The organism is Ensifer sp. 38_S197, assembly GCF_056924495.1.
This window is the reverse complement of record NZ_JBXOVZ010000001.1, coordinates 116,892-130,023: the sequence shown is the minus strand read 5'-3', so window position 1 is coordinate 130,023 and position 13,132 is coordinate 116,892. Positions and strand designations below refer to the sequence as shown.

The following is a 13,132-nucleotide window of genomic DNA, read 5'->3' as shown; positions in this document are numbered from 1 at the left end:
GTTCCTTTGATGATGTGGCACTTTAGAGGACAACGTGTACGGCGACTAACGATGAGTTCTGACAACATTGGTGAGCAACATTCACAGATTCATGGCATCCGGCTGCCGCCTTTGGCGGCGCTCCGTTGCTTCGAGGCAGCGGCCAGGCTGGAGAGTTTCAGCCGCGCAGCCGACACCCTGAACCTCACCCATGGCGCGGTCAGCAGGGCAGTTCGCCTCGTCGAGGATGACCTGGGCGTGGCGCTGTTTGAAAGGCGAAGCCGGCGCGTCTTCTTGACGGATGCCGGGCGCAAGCTCGCTCAGGCCGTGCGCGAAGGGTTCGCACTGGTCGAGGCAGCAGTCCATGAAATCAAGGAGGAGGCGAGGGTGCCGGCCCTGGTGGTCTCCTGTGAGCCGACGCTCTTGATGCGCTGGCTCATTCCGCGGCTTCCGGATTTTCAGCGCCAGCACCCTGATGTCCCCGTACATCTCGTGGCGGGAGGCGGTCCGGTGACACTTGGACGCGGCATCGATCTCGCCATACGGCGGAACGATTTCGAGCAGGCTGAGCGGGTCCATGCGATCCCGCTGTTTCGCGAGCGGGTCGGTCCGGTCTGCCGCGCGGACAAGGTCATGTCGTTCTTCGCCCCATCAGACGCAAATCGCTTGCCGGAACTGCGTCACGATGCGGTTCTCCTCCATGCGCGCAGCCGCCCGGACGCGTGGGAGACCTGGGCAAGGCTCGCCGGCTGCCGCACGCTCGGGCGACGCTCCCAGAGTTTCGAGCACTTCTACATCAGCCTTCAGGCCGCGATCGCCGGGATCGGTGTCGCAGTCGGCCCGTGGCAGCTCGTCCGGGATGACATCGACAGCGGCATTCTGGCCGCGCCGATGGGATTTAACGAGGACGGAACGGTCTACCAACTGCTTGCGCCGGCAGCCATTACCGCGCAGAGCGCGCAGGCCAAATTGCGTGACTGGTTACTGGCTGCCGGCATCTGAAACAAACCGTTTTCATTTCTGTCATTTGCATAAAGGGCAGCAACGTCATACGTTTACCAGCGAAGCACGCACAACCGGTGATGCCGATCGTCCGAGGGAAGTGTATGCCATCTGAAATACAATCGATTCGACCCGCGGGTCCCGGAGCGGCGCCATGACTATCCTCAAAACCGATCTCGACCACGGGTGCGGCGCGGCGCGCCAATCCACGGCGCTGCGCCGGAAAACGCTGAAAATCGCGGCACGCACGGTGAAATACCTGCTGGGACCGGCGATGACCGCTTGCCTCATTACCCTTGCGGCGCCGGCAGTGGGCCACGCCGCCAGTTGCAAGGACTCGGCAACACCCGGAGCGGACTGGACCGATTGCAACAAGAAGGCGCTCATGCTTGGCGGCAGCGATCTGCAAGACGCTAATCTGGTCAATACGGATTTCACCTTGACCGATCTGCGCGGAGCCAATCTGACAGGCGCCAACCTGGAAAAAGCAACGCTTGTGCGATCATCGGTAGCCGGTGCCCTGGCCGAGGGCGCGAATTTTTCGAAGATCGAAGCCTATCGCTGCAATTTCGCGGGTATCGCCGCCGAAAAGGCGTCCTTCGTCAATTCGGAACTGCAGCGTGCGAATTTCACCGGAGCTCGGCTGACGGGTGCGAGTTTCGAGAAAGCCGAACTCGGGCGCGCCAATTTCGATAGGGCAGAGCTGACCGGAACCCGTTTCACACACGCCAACCTGTCGCGCGCCAGCTTTACCAACTCGAGCTTTACAGGTCCGATCGACTTCGATGGCGCCTTCATGTTCCTGACGCGGATCGAGGGCGTAAACCTCTCCGAGGCGACCGGGCTCGAACAGGAGCAGATTGACTTAACCTGTGGCGATAGCTCGACCAAGTTGCCTGCGGGCTTGCGCACGCCAGCGGCCTGGCCCTGCGCCTCCGACTAGGGATATCCGCTGCTCCCCGAACATCGACGCGATACGCCACGCTCGAACATCGAACTTCAGCGGAAACTCATTGTGATGACGGCGGACGGCATTTCGCGCGACTTCGCCACGCGCGTGCTTCGAAATCGACGCGGTCTCCGGAGAAAACGGCGCACCCGAGGCGAGCTATGGCATGCGGAGCCAGTCTCCGGAAAGCCGAGGCTTATTTTTGTGCCCAATCCCGGCGTGGAAAACAGCGGCTCCTTCATCAATGCTTGGGCTGGCAGATGCCACGGTGGGGATGCGCCGCCAAAGCGTCGGACGGAACAAATGGCTAATCTGAACGCGGTCCGGGTGGTATTGAAACCAGGGCTTTCAGGATTGCGGCATTAGATAGCGAAAACCACTAAAAGCGGCTTACTCAATTGAATTAAGAAAAGAAGCAATCTCGGAGCTGCATGCAGAAAACGGCGCAGATCACGCACTGCAGTGCTAAGCTGTAACACGACGGGAGCGGCTCGGCCTTCGTGGAACTTCCGAAAAAATCTTCTCGCCGATACCCGCTAAGCGAACAGGAGCATGGTCCTTGAACTTAACGACCAGCTCTAGCTCTCCACCGAGAGCCTCCACGTAATCCCGGAGTGTTGAGAGAAGAAGATCAGAGCGCTTTTCAATCTGCGCGACCGAAACCTGCTTCTTACCCATCTTCTGTCCGATATGCTCCTGCGTTAAGTCGAGCGCTTTCCGCAGTTTTTGAAGCGTGTCATATTCCTCGAGCAATTCCTTAGCCCGTAGGTCGGATGCCTCGATCATCTCGGGAGTCATCGTTTCGGCAAAAACGTCCTTTGCTGATTTAGCCATCACTCTTTCTCCTTCTTCTTCAACTCTTTTAAATGTGCCTCGTAACGCTTGTCGGCAGTGTTGATCAGTTGGAGACCTTCTGTAATTGGTCAACGGTTTCTCCGTTCCTGTGTACTCGTCGTCTGCGGGTTTCACGCTTCTGTTCGGGGTCGGCGCGATGGACGCCCCACTCTGGGCGGTTCGAATGGTGAGATTGAATGCTGCAAGCTCGAAAGCGTGATCGGCAATGTCACGAGGACTCCAACGCAGTCATTCAGGCCCACACGCTCTCCGCATTCTCACGACGAGACGTGATGGACGATCTCGGTCAGGCGTTCATGGTGATCGGCCTTTCCATCGAGAATTCGGTTCCGTCGCACCACATGCGATGCAGCACCACGGCAAGCCGGCGTGCCAACGCGACCTTTGCCTTTCGGGCTCCGCGGCGACGGGCGATGGCGAGCGCCCAGGACTTCAGCCAGTTGTCCGCCCTGCAGCGGGTCATCATGACATTGGCCGCCTCGTAGAGCATCGCCCGCACCATCGCGTCACCGCATTTGGTGATGCGTCCGAGTTGCTCCGTTTCACCGGAAGCATGCACGCGCGGCGTCAAGCCGAAGACGGCAGCAACCAGCCGCGACCTATCGAAGCGCCAAGGAGCGTCGATCCCGGTGCGGAAGGTGAGCGCCGTCACCGGTCCGACCCCCGGCACAGTCATCAACAGACGGCAAACCGCGTCCTTCTTCACAATGTCGAGCACCATCTTGTCGATCCTCGCCAGGGTGCGCAGGCCATCTTCATAGGCGACAAGCAGCGGCTCGGTCATCGCCAGCAGGACGGCATCGTCAACGGCCTCACGAACCCGGCGTGCATAGAGCGTGTTCTTGCCGCCGCCGGTTCGGATACCGAACGCCTTCAGCGTGCCGCGCACGGTGTTGATGAGATCCCTGTTGCGGCGGACCATCGATTGCCGATGCCGGAGCAGCAGCCGGATACGCTGGCTATAATCAGTCTTCACATGCGTCGCCTTGAACAAGCCGGTCCGCATGGCTTGGGCGATCAAGCGGGCGTCACGGCGATCCGTCTTGACCGGCGAGGCTTTGGCGAACGCCTTCATCTGGCGAACCTCGATGCAGAACACGGGCAGGCCATGGTCCACCAGGCCACTGTAGAGCCACGGCGCCAATGGCCCGGCTTCGAGCCCAACACGCTGGATTGGCCCGGCCAGTTCGGCAAGGCAGGCGCTGATGTCATCAGGGTGGCTGACAACGCTACGCTCCATGACGACCCGGCCATCTTCATCCAAAACGCAAACGGCCGTCTGTTCCAACGACACGTCCAATCCGACAGAGTAATGCACGGCGGCTTCTCCTTTCGCCTCTCTCATCAGTGAGCGATCCTATCGCTCAACAAGGAGCTCCGTCGCCTCGCAAAGCCAGATTATCCCAGCTCGAATTACCGCTGAATTGGTGATCGGCGGCGCGGCCTGATGGCTGTTGGCGGCATTTGCCTCCGATTTCGGGCTGGATCTCGTGGTGTCATCGCCCCTTTCGGGGCGGCCAGCGTCACGCGGCGGCACGGCGTCCTTCGTGGAAGACGTATCGCAGCATGTTGTAGGCGATATTGGCCATACCGATCTTCACCGTCGCCCTGCTGATGCCGATCGTGCGGATGAAGAGTTTCATCTGGTCCTTTTGCCGGGCGAAGACATGCTCGACGGCGGACCTGATCTTTGATCGTCGTCCGTTTGCCCGCGACATCGTGTCCGGCATTGGCTTGCCCTTTGGCTTTCGCTGATGAATGTCCGACTTCAGGCCATTGTCCTTCAGCCACTCCTCGTTGGTCTTCGAGCGGTAGGCACTGTCGGCCCAGACGGTCGAGGCGGTGTTGTCCTTGGCGACGACGTTTCTGAGTTGAGCGCCGTCATGGGCGGCCGCGCTCGTCACCGTCCATCCCCGGATGAACCCATGCGCCCGGTCGATGCCGGCATGGTTTTTGTAACCGAACATCGGAATGGCGATGTCGTGCTGCTTGGTCGCGGCTGAAGTCGGCGTTTCCGTCGGCTGCTTCGCCTTGGAATACTTCACCGTCCAACGGGCGTCTCGATCCTTCTGGGCAAGCTTGGCGGGCTTGTCCTTCCACTCGTCCGGGATCTCGCCCGCCTTGATCGCCTCTTTCTCGTCCTGGCTGTTGTGCTGCCTGGGCGCCTGGATGATCGTTGCATCGACGATCTGGCCGCCTTTGGCCAGGTAGCCGGACCGTGAGAGATGTTTGTCGAAACGGGCAAACAGATTATCGATGGCACCGGCTCGTACCAGGCTTTCGCGGAACAGCCAGATCGTCTTGGCATCCGGAACCTTGTCGGAAAGGCCGAGCCCGAGAAACCGCATGAACGACAACCGGTCCTGGATGACGAACTCGGCCTGGTCGTCAGAGAGATTGTAGAGCGCCTGCAGCACCAGGATCTTGAACATCAGCACCGCCGGAAACGGTGGACGTCCACCCTTCGATCCGTCGGAGCGCTTCAGCGCCTTGGCCAACGGCTTCTCAAACACACCCCAGGGAATGATGCTGTTGAGCTTCTCCAGAGGGTCGCCGACGGCACTCAGGCGCTCGTAACGCTCGTTCAAATCCCAAAAACCCGGCTGCCCACGCATCATCCGTTCCCTGCAAATCACGCAAGCCGGATTGAATCACGAAAACAGGCTGAAGGGGAGGTTTTTAGAGGCCTCCAGTTTCTTATAAAACTTCTTTTCATTCGTACCCGACTTGTCTCCGGCGACAAGGACAACGGCTTTCCTCTCTGGATCGAATGCAAAGGCTGCCCTCCAAACCCCATCAGCCGCATCAAACCGAAGCTCCTTCATGTTTGCGTAATCCGAACCATTCAGGGTATCAGCCCGTGGTCGTCCGAGCTCAGGTCCACGAGCCTCAAGGAGCGAAACCATGGCTCGCAGTTCAATCTTTACCTCTTTATCAAACTCCGCGAATTCCTTAGCGAAGTCATCATCAAACACCACATTCCATGTCATGGGATATAGCTTTCATATTATATAATGTCAACGTTATAAGTCGCTCCTCGCGTGTGCAGGATAGCGTTGCACAATCATTGATTAACGCATCGCGTCGATAAGCGACAGTCATTCAGAAATTCAATGTGGATGGATCACTTTGGGCAATCTGACGCTAATTCGGACAACTGGCACCTTCGATTGGGCGTCGGCCAACAATACTTTAAGCCTTAACATTGCCGCCCAAGCGACCGAGCAGCGCGATATCATTTGCAGGTGAGACGCCCAATGCCTGCGCTGCAGCCAGGCGCTGGCTCTCTTCGGGCAGCAGGCCGCCAAAAAATGGTCTGCATCACGACGGGAAAAACGTGTCGGGCGCTTCGGGAGGGAGGCTGAAAGCGGAAGTGTGCTTTCATCGTCAAGCCAAGCTTCAGCGTAGGCGAAGCCGATATCGCCGTGCCGGTCCTGGGTGAATTGCCCGACAATTCGACCATCCCACCAGACGTTGAGAACCCTTGCCGTCATTATCTGCGTTCACCAGGAGCCAGAATATCGACCGAACAGCCGAGCGTTTGCAGAACCTGCAACACTTTTCCTATCTGAGCTGTCGGCTTGCCGGCCTCGAGATCGACAATGAACCGGAGCCCGACGCCGGCAGCGCCGGCAAGTTCGTCCTGCCGCAAGTTTTGCTCCTTGCGTGCACTTCGGATCAAGGTGCCGATATCAGATGGAGTTTTAACGCGCTTTGCCATCATTATTTTCCCGCTCGGGAAAATAACAAAATATTGGGTGTCCTGTCGAGATTAATTTTCCCGAACGGGAAAATTAACGCGGTCAGGGATAGCTTCCGCAGATAATCTCCCGATCGGCAAATTTTATAGGAGATTGTCTCGGCCCGACCAATCGTTTGATGCGCATAAGCGAACGGAGAGGATTGAACCAGCCCTTGATGCCTCGATGATGCCGAAGGGATGGAGAACTACACGGCTGGCGACCGAGCGATCGGCGATAGCGGTAGATCACGGCAAAGCTTTCGCCCTTCGTGTCTAGGGCGGCGACGGGTCCGTCAAAGTCGATGACTTCTCTGACTTCGGCAGGCCCTTGCCGGACGGCAGGATCGACCGTAACTCTACCCCAGGTGCCGCCTTGCGGCGATGGCCAGGCACTCCTTGAAAGCCTCGAGATCGGTGAAGCGATCGGCCTCCGGTACTTCGCGCTTGATCAACACTCCCTCCCGGCGAAGGATGCCGCCGTCCAGCATGAGATTGTCGGCCATGTCGAAATCTTCGATGCTGAGGCCGTCGGGGCCGGCCATGCGTCCGTCAGGGCGCAGCGCAGCGTTACCCCGGTAATGGTCATCCAGGATACGTTCGTAGTAGCTGCGCGAGGTGTTGGTATAGGCGTAGACATGCTTGCCACGGCCACACATGAAGCCCAGTTCGAACACCGTGCCGACATCGGCACTGATGCCGCGAAACGGCGTCAGGTTGGCGATGATCATGTCGGATGCCAGCATCATACCCTCATCGACGGCATAGATCGCCTGGCCGCGTTCATGCTTGGTGGGGGCTGGTGGGATTTCAAGGTCGCCGGGCACCAGAGGCGTGAAGCCGGCCGCACGCGCCAGAGCCGCTTTCTCCTTTTGGATCTCGACCGCGTTGGACAAAAAAACTTCCGGGCCAGCGAGATAGACTTTCACGCGCATTCCTCCTCACGTTTCAGGTGGCCAATCTAGGAGAGCAACGCCGGCGCGCCTAGCTGCGGACCAAAGCAAGCGTGCTTACCCACGGATTTTTCTCGCCTTTTGTCAAACCGCAACGGACACGACCCGCTCTAGGAGACCCCTTCAGGACCACCAACTGCGCGACAGATCGGCGGATCGAGAAACGGGTGGGGTGAGACGTTAAAACAGCCGACAGTTTCTTGCCGGCGATTCCAGCCGACCAGCCTTTGGTCTCCTAACTGTAGGCCTCGCCAGGCGCGCGGGGATACACGATCACGCTCGAAACTATCTCGCGAAACATTCGCGCAATTTCCATAGACGGTTCGGCTCTCCTGCGTGTTTTAGCGTCGACTGATACCGCCTTTCTTGTCATTAGCCATCTACGGATGGATTCATAAGAGATTTCCCTTAGAAATAGAGTTGCTGGCTCGAAGGCTTCACCAAGGTAAATTCGGGGCAGGGGCGGGCGGCAAAGCAAAGAAATGGCCTCGCTGTCACGTGGGGCCATTGAAAGATTGTGCTGCTCAAACAGGGCGTTGTCGGCTAGTAACCGAAGTAGACTGTCACGCCTTGCCGCCGCTCGTAGCGGTAATAGTCACGATAGCCGTATCGGTAATGATCACGATATCCGTAATCCCGGGAGTAACGAGGGTAGCACCTTCCGTAGTAACCGCAGGGACGATAGGCGTACCGTCGGTCCCAGTGACGATCCGCATGCCAATGGCGATGGCTCCGGTGTTTTACCTGCTCGACGTCGCCGGCCTGCATCTGTTCGGATTTTGGCACGAGGATCGGAGCGGCGTTTAGCGATGAGGCGAAGGATGCAGCTAGGACTACGGCTGCGAAGGTGGATAATAGCTTCTTCATTTTACGCATCCTCTCCAGTTCTCAGCTTTGATCCCTCAAGCCTGAACTTCCGCGCGCTCGACCTTGGCGGAACCTAGCCTTGAGGTGGACCCCAGAGCGCTGGGTCGCTTGGGGCTGGGGTCGCGCTCTGGGATCACTGGCGCCAACGGCGGGGCCTCCGATACCGTTGGTGCTAAAACAGCAATGGCGGGGCAATGCAAATTCGGCAACGCAGCTCCGACCTTTGCGTGAGCGCGCCAGACCTAAGTCCGAGGTTCTCCGCTTCCCGATCGACCATAGGAGGACGGGCCCATGCCGTGATACTTCGGCATGAAGAATGTGCATTCGTATCTGTCGGTCAGGGCCACCAGCAGCGCGCTCGTGATCGTCCTCTTGGCGTTGTCTCTCTTGTTCGCGTCAATGCCCACGAGGTCCTTCGCCACGGCTTCGGACACCTTCCAAAGCTCGTCCGCCAGAACGCCGATGATCTCGGCTTCGTCGACGGCGGCTCCGCCACGTTCGATCCGATGATTGATGCGGATGCCCTCAACGATCGACTTCGCGAACCAATGAGCGCTGGGCTTCTCCCGGCGCCGTGACTGGCCCGTTCCGGCGTACGCCCGTTTTATCGGAGTTCGCGTGGTCGTGAGGCGGATATAGATGACTTGGTCGAGGTTCTTATAATCAGGCACAGATTCTCTCCTGGCAGGTATCTGCCGGTTGGTGTTGTGCCGCACTGTTGAGGAAAAGCGCCTCCGCCTGACGCTTGATTGTCTATGGCAGCTTCGAGGGCGGCCAGCTCTCCGGTCGGTGTTCGAAGCATAACCAATTCGGCGCTCCTCTGCCGATCGCAAAGCCGAAACTGCCCCACGCCTTGCAGCCAGGATGTTCGCACCAGTGGTTCACAAGCAAGGAATCCGCTCTCGGGTCCGTGCTCTTCTCGTCACTCATGATGCATGCCTTCCATTTGCGTGTTCCGCAAATGTTCTCATCGGCGCGCCGGCGAGTCAACGTCCAGATGTCGGTAATCGAGCTAAGCAGCTTTGCGTGCTCTGGCCAACAGATTGGCGTTGTGATTCCGTTTCCGGGATTGATTCGGGAGCGGTGGCATGGCGGGGAAATCTCTGGTGAAGGCGACGGAGGAGGAATGTGCAGCGTTGGAGCATCTGGCGGCGAGCCGGGATCGCGGCGAGGCGGACCGGGCGCGGGCGATCCTGCTGACACTTGACGGCTGGACGAGCGCGCGGATCGCCCAAGCCTTCGGCGTTCGTGAGGATACGGTGCGGCTGTGGCGCAGCGATTTCATGGCCGGGTCGGTGACGGCCCTCAGGAAGCGCGTCGCGGCCGGCCCGGCGCCGGTGAAGTCGGAGGCCGCGCTTCGGGTTGCCGGGCCGCTCTTGTCGGCGCCGGTCGCCGACCGCAACAATTGGACGCTGGCGCGCCTTGCCGCCGAGATCGAGGCGCGCGAAGGGCTCAGCATCTCCCGATCGCAGCTTTCGAAAACGCTGCGCAAAAAAGGGGCTTTGGCTTCCGGCGGCCCCGGCACTCGCTGAAGAACCGCCAGGACCCGCAGGCCGTCGAGTGCGCCGGCCTGCGGCTGCACCTGCGCAAGCGACAGGCCGAGGCGGGCGATATCATCCTCCTCTTCGGCGACGAGAGCGAGGCGCTCACCCATCCCTATCTGGCGCGTTGCTGGGCCAGACGCGGCGCCGATCTGCGGGTTCCCGCGCCCGGCCAGGCGCGCAAGATCGCCATGATGGGTGCTTTCGACTGGGCCGCGCGCAGGCTCGTCGTCGAAACCTCGAAAACCAAGCGCAGCGCCGATTTCATCGCCCTCCTGGAGACGCTCGACGCAGGCTATGGCCCCAAGCCCGGCGTGGCCGGCAGGCCGGTCGTCCTGGTGCTCGACAACGGGCCAATCCACACCAGCAAAGCGTCGCGCGCCGCGCTTGAGACCCGTGCCCATTGGCTCACCATCGAGTGGTTGCCCAAATACGCCCCCGAACTCACCGACATCGAGATCGTCTGGAAAAACCTCAAAGCCCATCATCTCGCTCATCAGACCTTCGCCACCGAACACGCCCTCGAACAAGCAATCATCAGAGCCGTAACCGCCCTCAACCACGAAGCCCGCTTCCATCCGTTGGCCATCAAGAGAATCTCTGCTTAGTCTCTCGGACCCAGTCGTCAAAGATAACGCCGACAATGTTCTCAACTCGATCGATCGCGAAAACGTCTTCGCCGACACGGCAAACCGCGTGACGCGCGGCTCAGACACGGCGATGGGTGCCCGTTTCAATCAGCTCCTCGGCGAGGTATCGAAAGGGCAGGATATCTCCTCTGATGCGACACTGACGGGGACGGCAGGCAAATTGGTCAGGCACTCGTGAGGAGAGTGGTCCAGAAGAATGCCGATGCAAACGCCGGCAAACTGGCGGAAGATATCGGGCGCCTTAGCGTTGCAAAGGGTGCCGCGCGAGACCAGATCAATGACGCCATCCTTCGCCGTGCTCAGCAAAACGTGATAAGCAACGCATGTCGACGGTGCGAGAGGGGTGGTGGCCGGGCTGGCTATTCATTTTCTGCCGGACGTGGGGAACTGACGGATAGTATCCCATCGGCCGAGAACGAAGCCGATGCATAATCCGGCGATTATGCCGTCGACAACCTAGATCGCCTCGTCAGGGACGATGTCGAGCGCCCATCTCAACCGAGGAGGGGTACGGCAACCGCAAGTACGATCACGGCCGTAAGCACGCCGATGATCTTCAGCGTTGCGCGGGACGGCTCATGACGGTTGTGGTTGATCTGCGTCTCCACAGCATAAACGAGAAATGTGGGAATTGACGAAGGCCCAGGATCGAAGAAAAACCCGAGGACTGGCCTCGGGTTTCTTTGCTGACCTACCGGAGGCCCTCGCACCGAAGCTGGTGTGTACCAGCCTGATATCGGCGAAGGTTGCCGAGCTTCATGTCCTGATGTCTCGGACAGGCGCCGTTGGCTTTACAAGGCTTGCACAGTAGGCAGCCGGCGCGCGCGTTCTTTGGTTTCCGTCGCTTGTGATGCATTTCCAACTCCGATCAATGTCGGTGCGCCCTCCAGGCGCCCGCGTGTGATCGGCAGGGACTCAATTTGAAATCTCTGGTCGCTCATCCTTGTCCCTCGGTACTTGGGGCAATGAAACCGAAAAACCGTTGACATGACAAGGCTCTCGTTTTGGGGCCTTTTTCTATGGAGAGCTGGAAATGCCTCGAAACGGCTCAAAAGTATACAGCAGGCCAGCAGGGACAGTTGCCGTCCCGAATACGACTATCGAGTCTGCCAAGTTCAATTCCGTGGTTGACGATGTCGCGGCCGACCTCAATCTGGCTCGGCCCATTTCCCACGTGGCACCGGGGGTGACCGCGGGCGAAGCCGCCACCAACGACATTTGGACCTATGCCACAGCAGAGTTTGCGAAGGTCATGAGCGACCAGTGTGCCCACTGCAACCAAGAGCTTGAATGCTCGCACAGTGCACGTTACAGTCATGACTTATTAAGCTTTACCTAAACTTGATGCTCGACTGCTGAGGGGACCAGATGCGCGTCACATCCGAGGGGTTAAGCCGCCGTGCTTTGGTGCTCGGCCCACTTCTACTTCTACTTCCACGTGACGCCGAGGCACGCAGGCGATGGCGCGCTGGAGGCGGAAACCACTCTCCTTTCGCGCTGATCATAAGCGGCGTGCTACTTTTCGCGATACTCCTCGCCAATTCCGTGTTTGGTCGCGACCTGGCTCCAAAAGGGACTGGCAAGCCGCGAGCGTTGCGGGAGGCCGAAGGGAGGTTCACCAAATCCAATCCGATCAATCGCGGGGCGACGCCCCGAAGGCGTTTATCCCCGTGGGTATTTGTCCTGCCTATCGTCGGCATCTTAATGGGTGGGGCCTATGGCTGGGCCACCATGCCGCCGGAAGACGTTATCGAAGCATCCTTCCCCGTATGCGGTGTCACGGCGCGGATTACCTGCGTCGTCGACGGTGACACCTTTTGGCTCGATGGCGTGAAGTACCGTATCGCGGACATCAATACTCCTGAGATCGGGGAGCCGCGATGCGCTGAGGAGAAAGCCCTTGGCGTGCAAGCGACGCTGCGCCTGCAGTCGCTGTTGAATGCCGGCGCCTTCGGTCTCAAAGCCGGTATGCGCGACGAGGACAAGTATGGGCGAAAGCTGCGCAAGGTCTACCGAGGCGGCCGATCGCTCGGCGCCCAACTTGTCGACGAGGGCCTGGCGCACCGTTGGATTGGTTTCAAGCAGTCGTGGTGCGGATAGAGCGCCGAGAGCAGAAGCGATTGGCGGCGCGACGATCTACCGAGGCAGGGACAGCCGTAAGCTCTATTAATGAGGAGGTCGCGGATGCAAGAAAGCTTGAAAGCGCGCAACGTGTTGATGGCATCCCTAGTCGTCTTTCAGTTCTTGGTGACGGCGGTAGACCAGTTGGTTTTGCCCTATCCATTATACCAAACCCTGTGGTTTCTGTTTTCAGCATTCCTGCTTGTCGGCTTTACCTACGTCGTCATTGTATCGGACGCGGCGTCGCTGGAGACGGCTGAGCCCTCCTGGTCGACCAAATGTGCGGTGATCCTTTTAACTCCCCTGGGCATTGCGATGTATCTTTTTCGGACGCGGCCATTCAGGAGAGCTTTGGCGGTACTTGTCGGCGTGGCGGCCGCTTGGGCTGTTACTGTTTTACTCGGAGACCTCGCCGGCAAACAGTTATTCCCCGCTTCAGCTGTTGAGTTATCGCGACAAGCCGAGGGCGGCTGAAG

General features: G+C 59.2%; 14 protein-coding genes. 6 read left to right on the top strand and 8 right to left on the bottom strand.

Annotated elements, in window-relative coordinates; translation table 11 throughout:
- The first annotated feature begins 51 nt into the window (after positions 1–51).
- Positions 52–981 (top strand): LysR substrate-binding domain-containing protein, encoded by a 930-nt coding sequence (locus AC1Z3V_RS00450; RefSeq protein ID WP_483496597.1) that lies wholly within the window; start codon positions 52–54, stop codon positions 979–981.
- 274 nt (positions 982–1,255) lie between these two features.
- Positions 1,256–1,924, top strand: a complete 669-nt coding sequence (locus AC1Z3V_RS00445; RefSeq protein WP_483499487.1) for a pentapeptide repeat-containing protein — start codon at positions 1,256–1,258, stop codon at positions 1,922–1,924.
- Between the two features lie 471 nt (positions 1,925–2,395).
- Here AC1Z3V_RS00445 and AC1Z3V_RS00440 read toward each other — a convergent pair whose 3' ends face one another.
- From AC1Z3V_RS00440 to AC1Z3V_RS00405, 8 genes are all read right to left on the bottom strand, one after another.
- Positions 2,396–2,764: a helix-turn-helix domain-containing protein gene (locus tag AC1Z3V_RS00440; protein WP_483496595.1), complete on the bottom strand. Its 369-nt coding sequence runs from the start codon at positions 2,762–2,764 to the stop codon at positions 2,396–2,398.
- Between the two features lie 307 nt (positions 2,765–3,071).
- Positions 3,072–4,130 (bottom strand): IS110 family RNA-guided transposase, encoded by a 1,059-nt coding sequence (locus AC1Z3V_RS00435; protein ID WP_483496593.1) that lies wholly within the window; start codon positions 4,128–4,130, stop codon positions 3,072–3,074.
- Between the two features lie 178 nt (positions 4,131–4,308).
- Complete coding sequence (locus AC1Z3V_RS00430; RefSeq protein WP_483496592.1) at positions 4,309–5,400, bottom strand: IS5 family transposase; 1,092 nt, start codon at positions 5,398–5,400, stop codon at positions 4,309–4,311.
- Positions 5,401–5,436: 36 nt separating this feature from the next.
- Entirely contained in the window at positions 5,437–5,775 is a 339-nt protein-coding gene (locus tag AC1Z3V_RS00425; RefSeq protein WP_483496591.1) for a type II toxin-antitoxin system RelE/ParE family toxin, read from the bottom strand.
- 120 nt (positions 5,776–5,895) lie between these two features.
- Positions 5,896–6,279, bottom strand: a complete 384-nt coding sequence (locus AC1Z3V_RS00420; RefSeq protein ID WP_483496590.1) for a HipA N-terminal domain-containing protein — start codon at positions 6,277–6,279, stop codon at positions 5,896–5,898.
- On the bottom strand, positions 6,279–6,506 hold the full coding sequence (locus tag AC1Z3V_RS00415) for a helix-turn-helix transcriptional regulator (protein WP_429817767.1): 228 nt from the start codon (positions 6,504–6,506) through the stop codon (positions 6,279–6,281). The genes AC1Z3V_RS00420 and AC1Z3V_RS00415 overlap by 1 nt, the downstream gene beginning before the upstream one ends.
- A 377-nt stretch (positions 6,507–6,883) precedes the next feature.
- Entirely contained in the window at positions 6,884–7,459 is a 576-nt protein-coding gene (locus tag AC1Z3V_RS00410) for a nucleoside 2-deoxyribosyltransferase (protein ID WP_483496588.1), read from the bottom strand.
- Between the two features lie 1,127 nt (positions 7,460–8,586).
- Complete coding sequence (locus AC1Z3V_RS00405) at positions 8,587–9,015, bottom strand: hypothetical protein (protein WP_429817771.1); 429 nt, start codon at positions 9,013–9,015, stop codon at positions 8,587–8,589.
- 417 nt (positions 9,016–9,432) lie between these two features.
- Here AC1Z3V_RS00405 and AC1Z3V_RS00400 point away from each other — a divergent pair, with 417 nt between their 5' ends.
- From AC1Z3V_RS00400 to AC1Z3V_RS00385, 4 genes are all read left to right on the top strand, one after another.
- Positions 9,433–9,876: a helix-turn-helix domain-containing protein gene (locus tag AC1Z3V_RS00400; RefSeq protein ID WP_483496587.1), complete on the top strand. Its 444-nt coding sequence runs from the start codon at positions 9,433–9,435 to the stop codon at positions 9,874–9,876.
- The gene (locus AC1Z3V_RS00395) at positions 9,810–10,493 is read left to right on the top strand and encodes an IS630 family transposase (RefSeq protein WP_483499485.1); all 684 of its coding nucleotides are present in this window, start codon (positions 9,810–9,812) and stop codon (positions 10,491–10,493) included. The genes AC1Z3V_RS00400 and AC1Z3V_RS00395 overlap by 67 nt, the downstream gene beginning before the upstream one ends.
- Before the next feature lie 1,410 nt (positions 10,494–11,903).
- On the top strand, positions 11,904–12,635 hold the full coding sequence (locus AC1Z3V_RS00390; RefSeq protein ID WP_483496586.1) for a thermonuclease family protein: 732 nt from the start codon (positions 11,904–11,906) through the stop codon (positions 12,633–12,635).
- 84 nt (positions 12,636–12,719) lie between these two features.
- Complete coding sequence (locus AC1Z3V_RS00385; protein ID WP_483496584.1) at positions 12,720–13,130, top strand: hypothetical protein; 411 nt, start codon at positions 12,720–12,722, stop codon at positions 13,128–13,130.
- Positions 13,131–13,132: the final 2 nt, after the last annotated feature.

Excerpts from the sequence above, each read along its gene's own strand:
- AC1Z3V_RS00450 (WP_483496597.1), top strand. The coding sequence starts at position 52 with ATGAGTTCTGACAACATTGGTGAGCAACATTCACAGATTCATGGCATC.
- AC1Z3V_RS00445 (WP_483499487.1), top strand. The coding sequence starts at position 1,256 with ATGACCGCTTGCCTCATTACCCTTGCGGCGCCGGCAGTGGGCCACGCC.
- AC1Z3V_RS00440 (WP_483496595.1), bottom strand. The coding sequence starts at position 2,764 with ATGGCTAAATCAGCAAAGGACGTTTTTGCCGAAACGATGACTCCCGAG.
- AC1Z3V_RS00435 (WP_483496593.1), bottom strand. The coding sequence starts at position 4,130 with ATGAGAGAGGCGAAAGGAGAAGCCGCCGTGCATTACTCTGTCGGATTG.
- AC1Z3V_RS00430 (WP_483496592.1), bottom strand. The coding sequence starts at position 5,400 with ATGCGTGGGCAGCCGGGTTTTTGGGATTTGAACGAGCGTTACGAGCGC.
- AC1Z3V_RS00425 (WP_483496591.1), bottom strand. The coding sequence starts at position 5,775 with ATGACATGGAATGTGGTGTTTGATGATGACTTCGCTAAGGAATTCGCG.
- AC1Z3V_RS00420 (WP_483496590.1), bottom strand. The coding sequence starts at position 6,279 with ATGACGGCAAGGGTTCTCAACGTCTGGTGGGATGGTCGAATTGTCGGG.
- AC1Z3V_RS00415 (WP_429817767.1), bottom strand. The coding sequence starts at position 6,506 with ATGGCAAAGCGCGTTAAAACTCCATCTGATATCGGCACCTTGATCCGA.
- AC1Z3V_RS00410 (WP_483496588.1), bottom strand. The coding sequence starts at position 7,459 with ATGCGCGTGAAAGTCTATCTCGCTGGCCCGGAAGTTTTTTTGTCCAAC.
- AC1Z3V_RS00400 (WP_483496587.1), top strand. The coding sequence starts at position 9,433 with ATGGCGGGGAAATCTCTGGTGAAGGCGACGGAGGAGGAATGTGCAGCG.
- AC1Z3V_RS00390 (WP_483496586.1), top strand. The coding sequence starts at position 11,904 with ATGCGCGTCACATCCGAGGGGTTAAGCCGCCGTGCTTTGGTGCTCGGC.
- AC1Z3V_RS00385 (WP_483496584.1), top strand. The coding sequence starts at position 12,720 with ATGCAAGAAAGCTTGAAAGCGCGCAACGTGTTGATGGCATCCCTAGTC.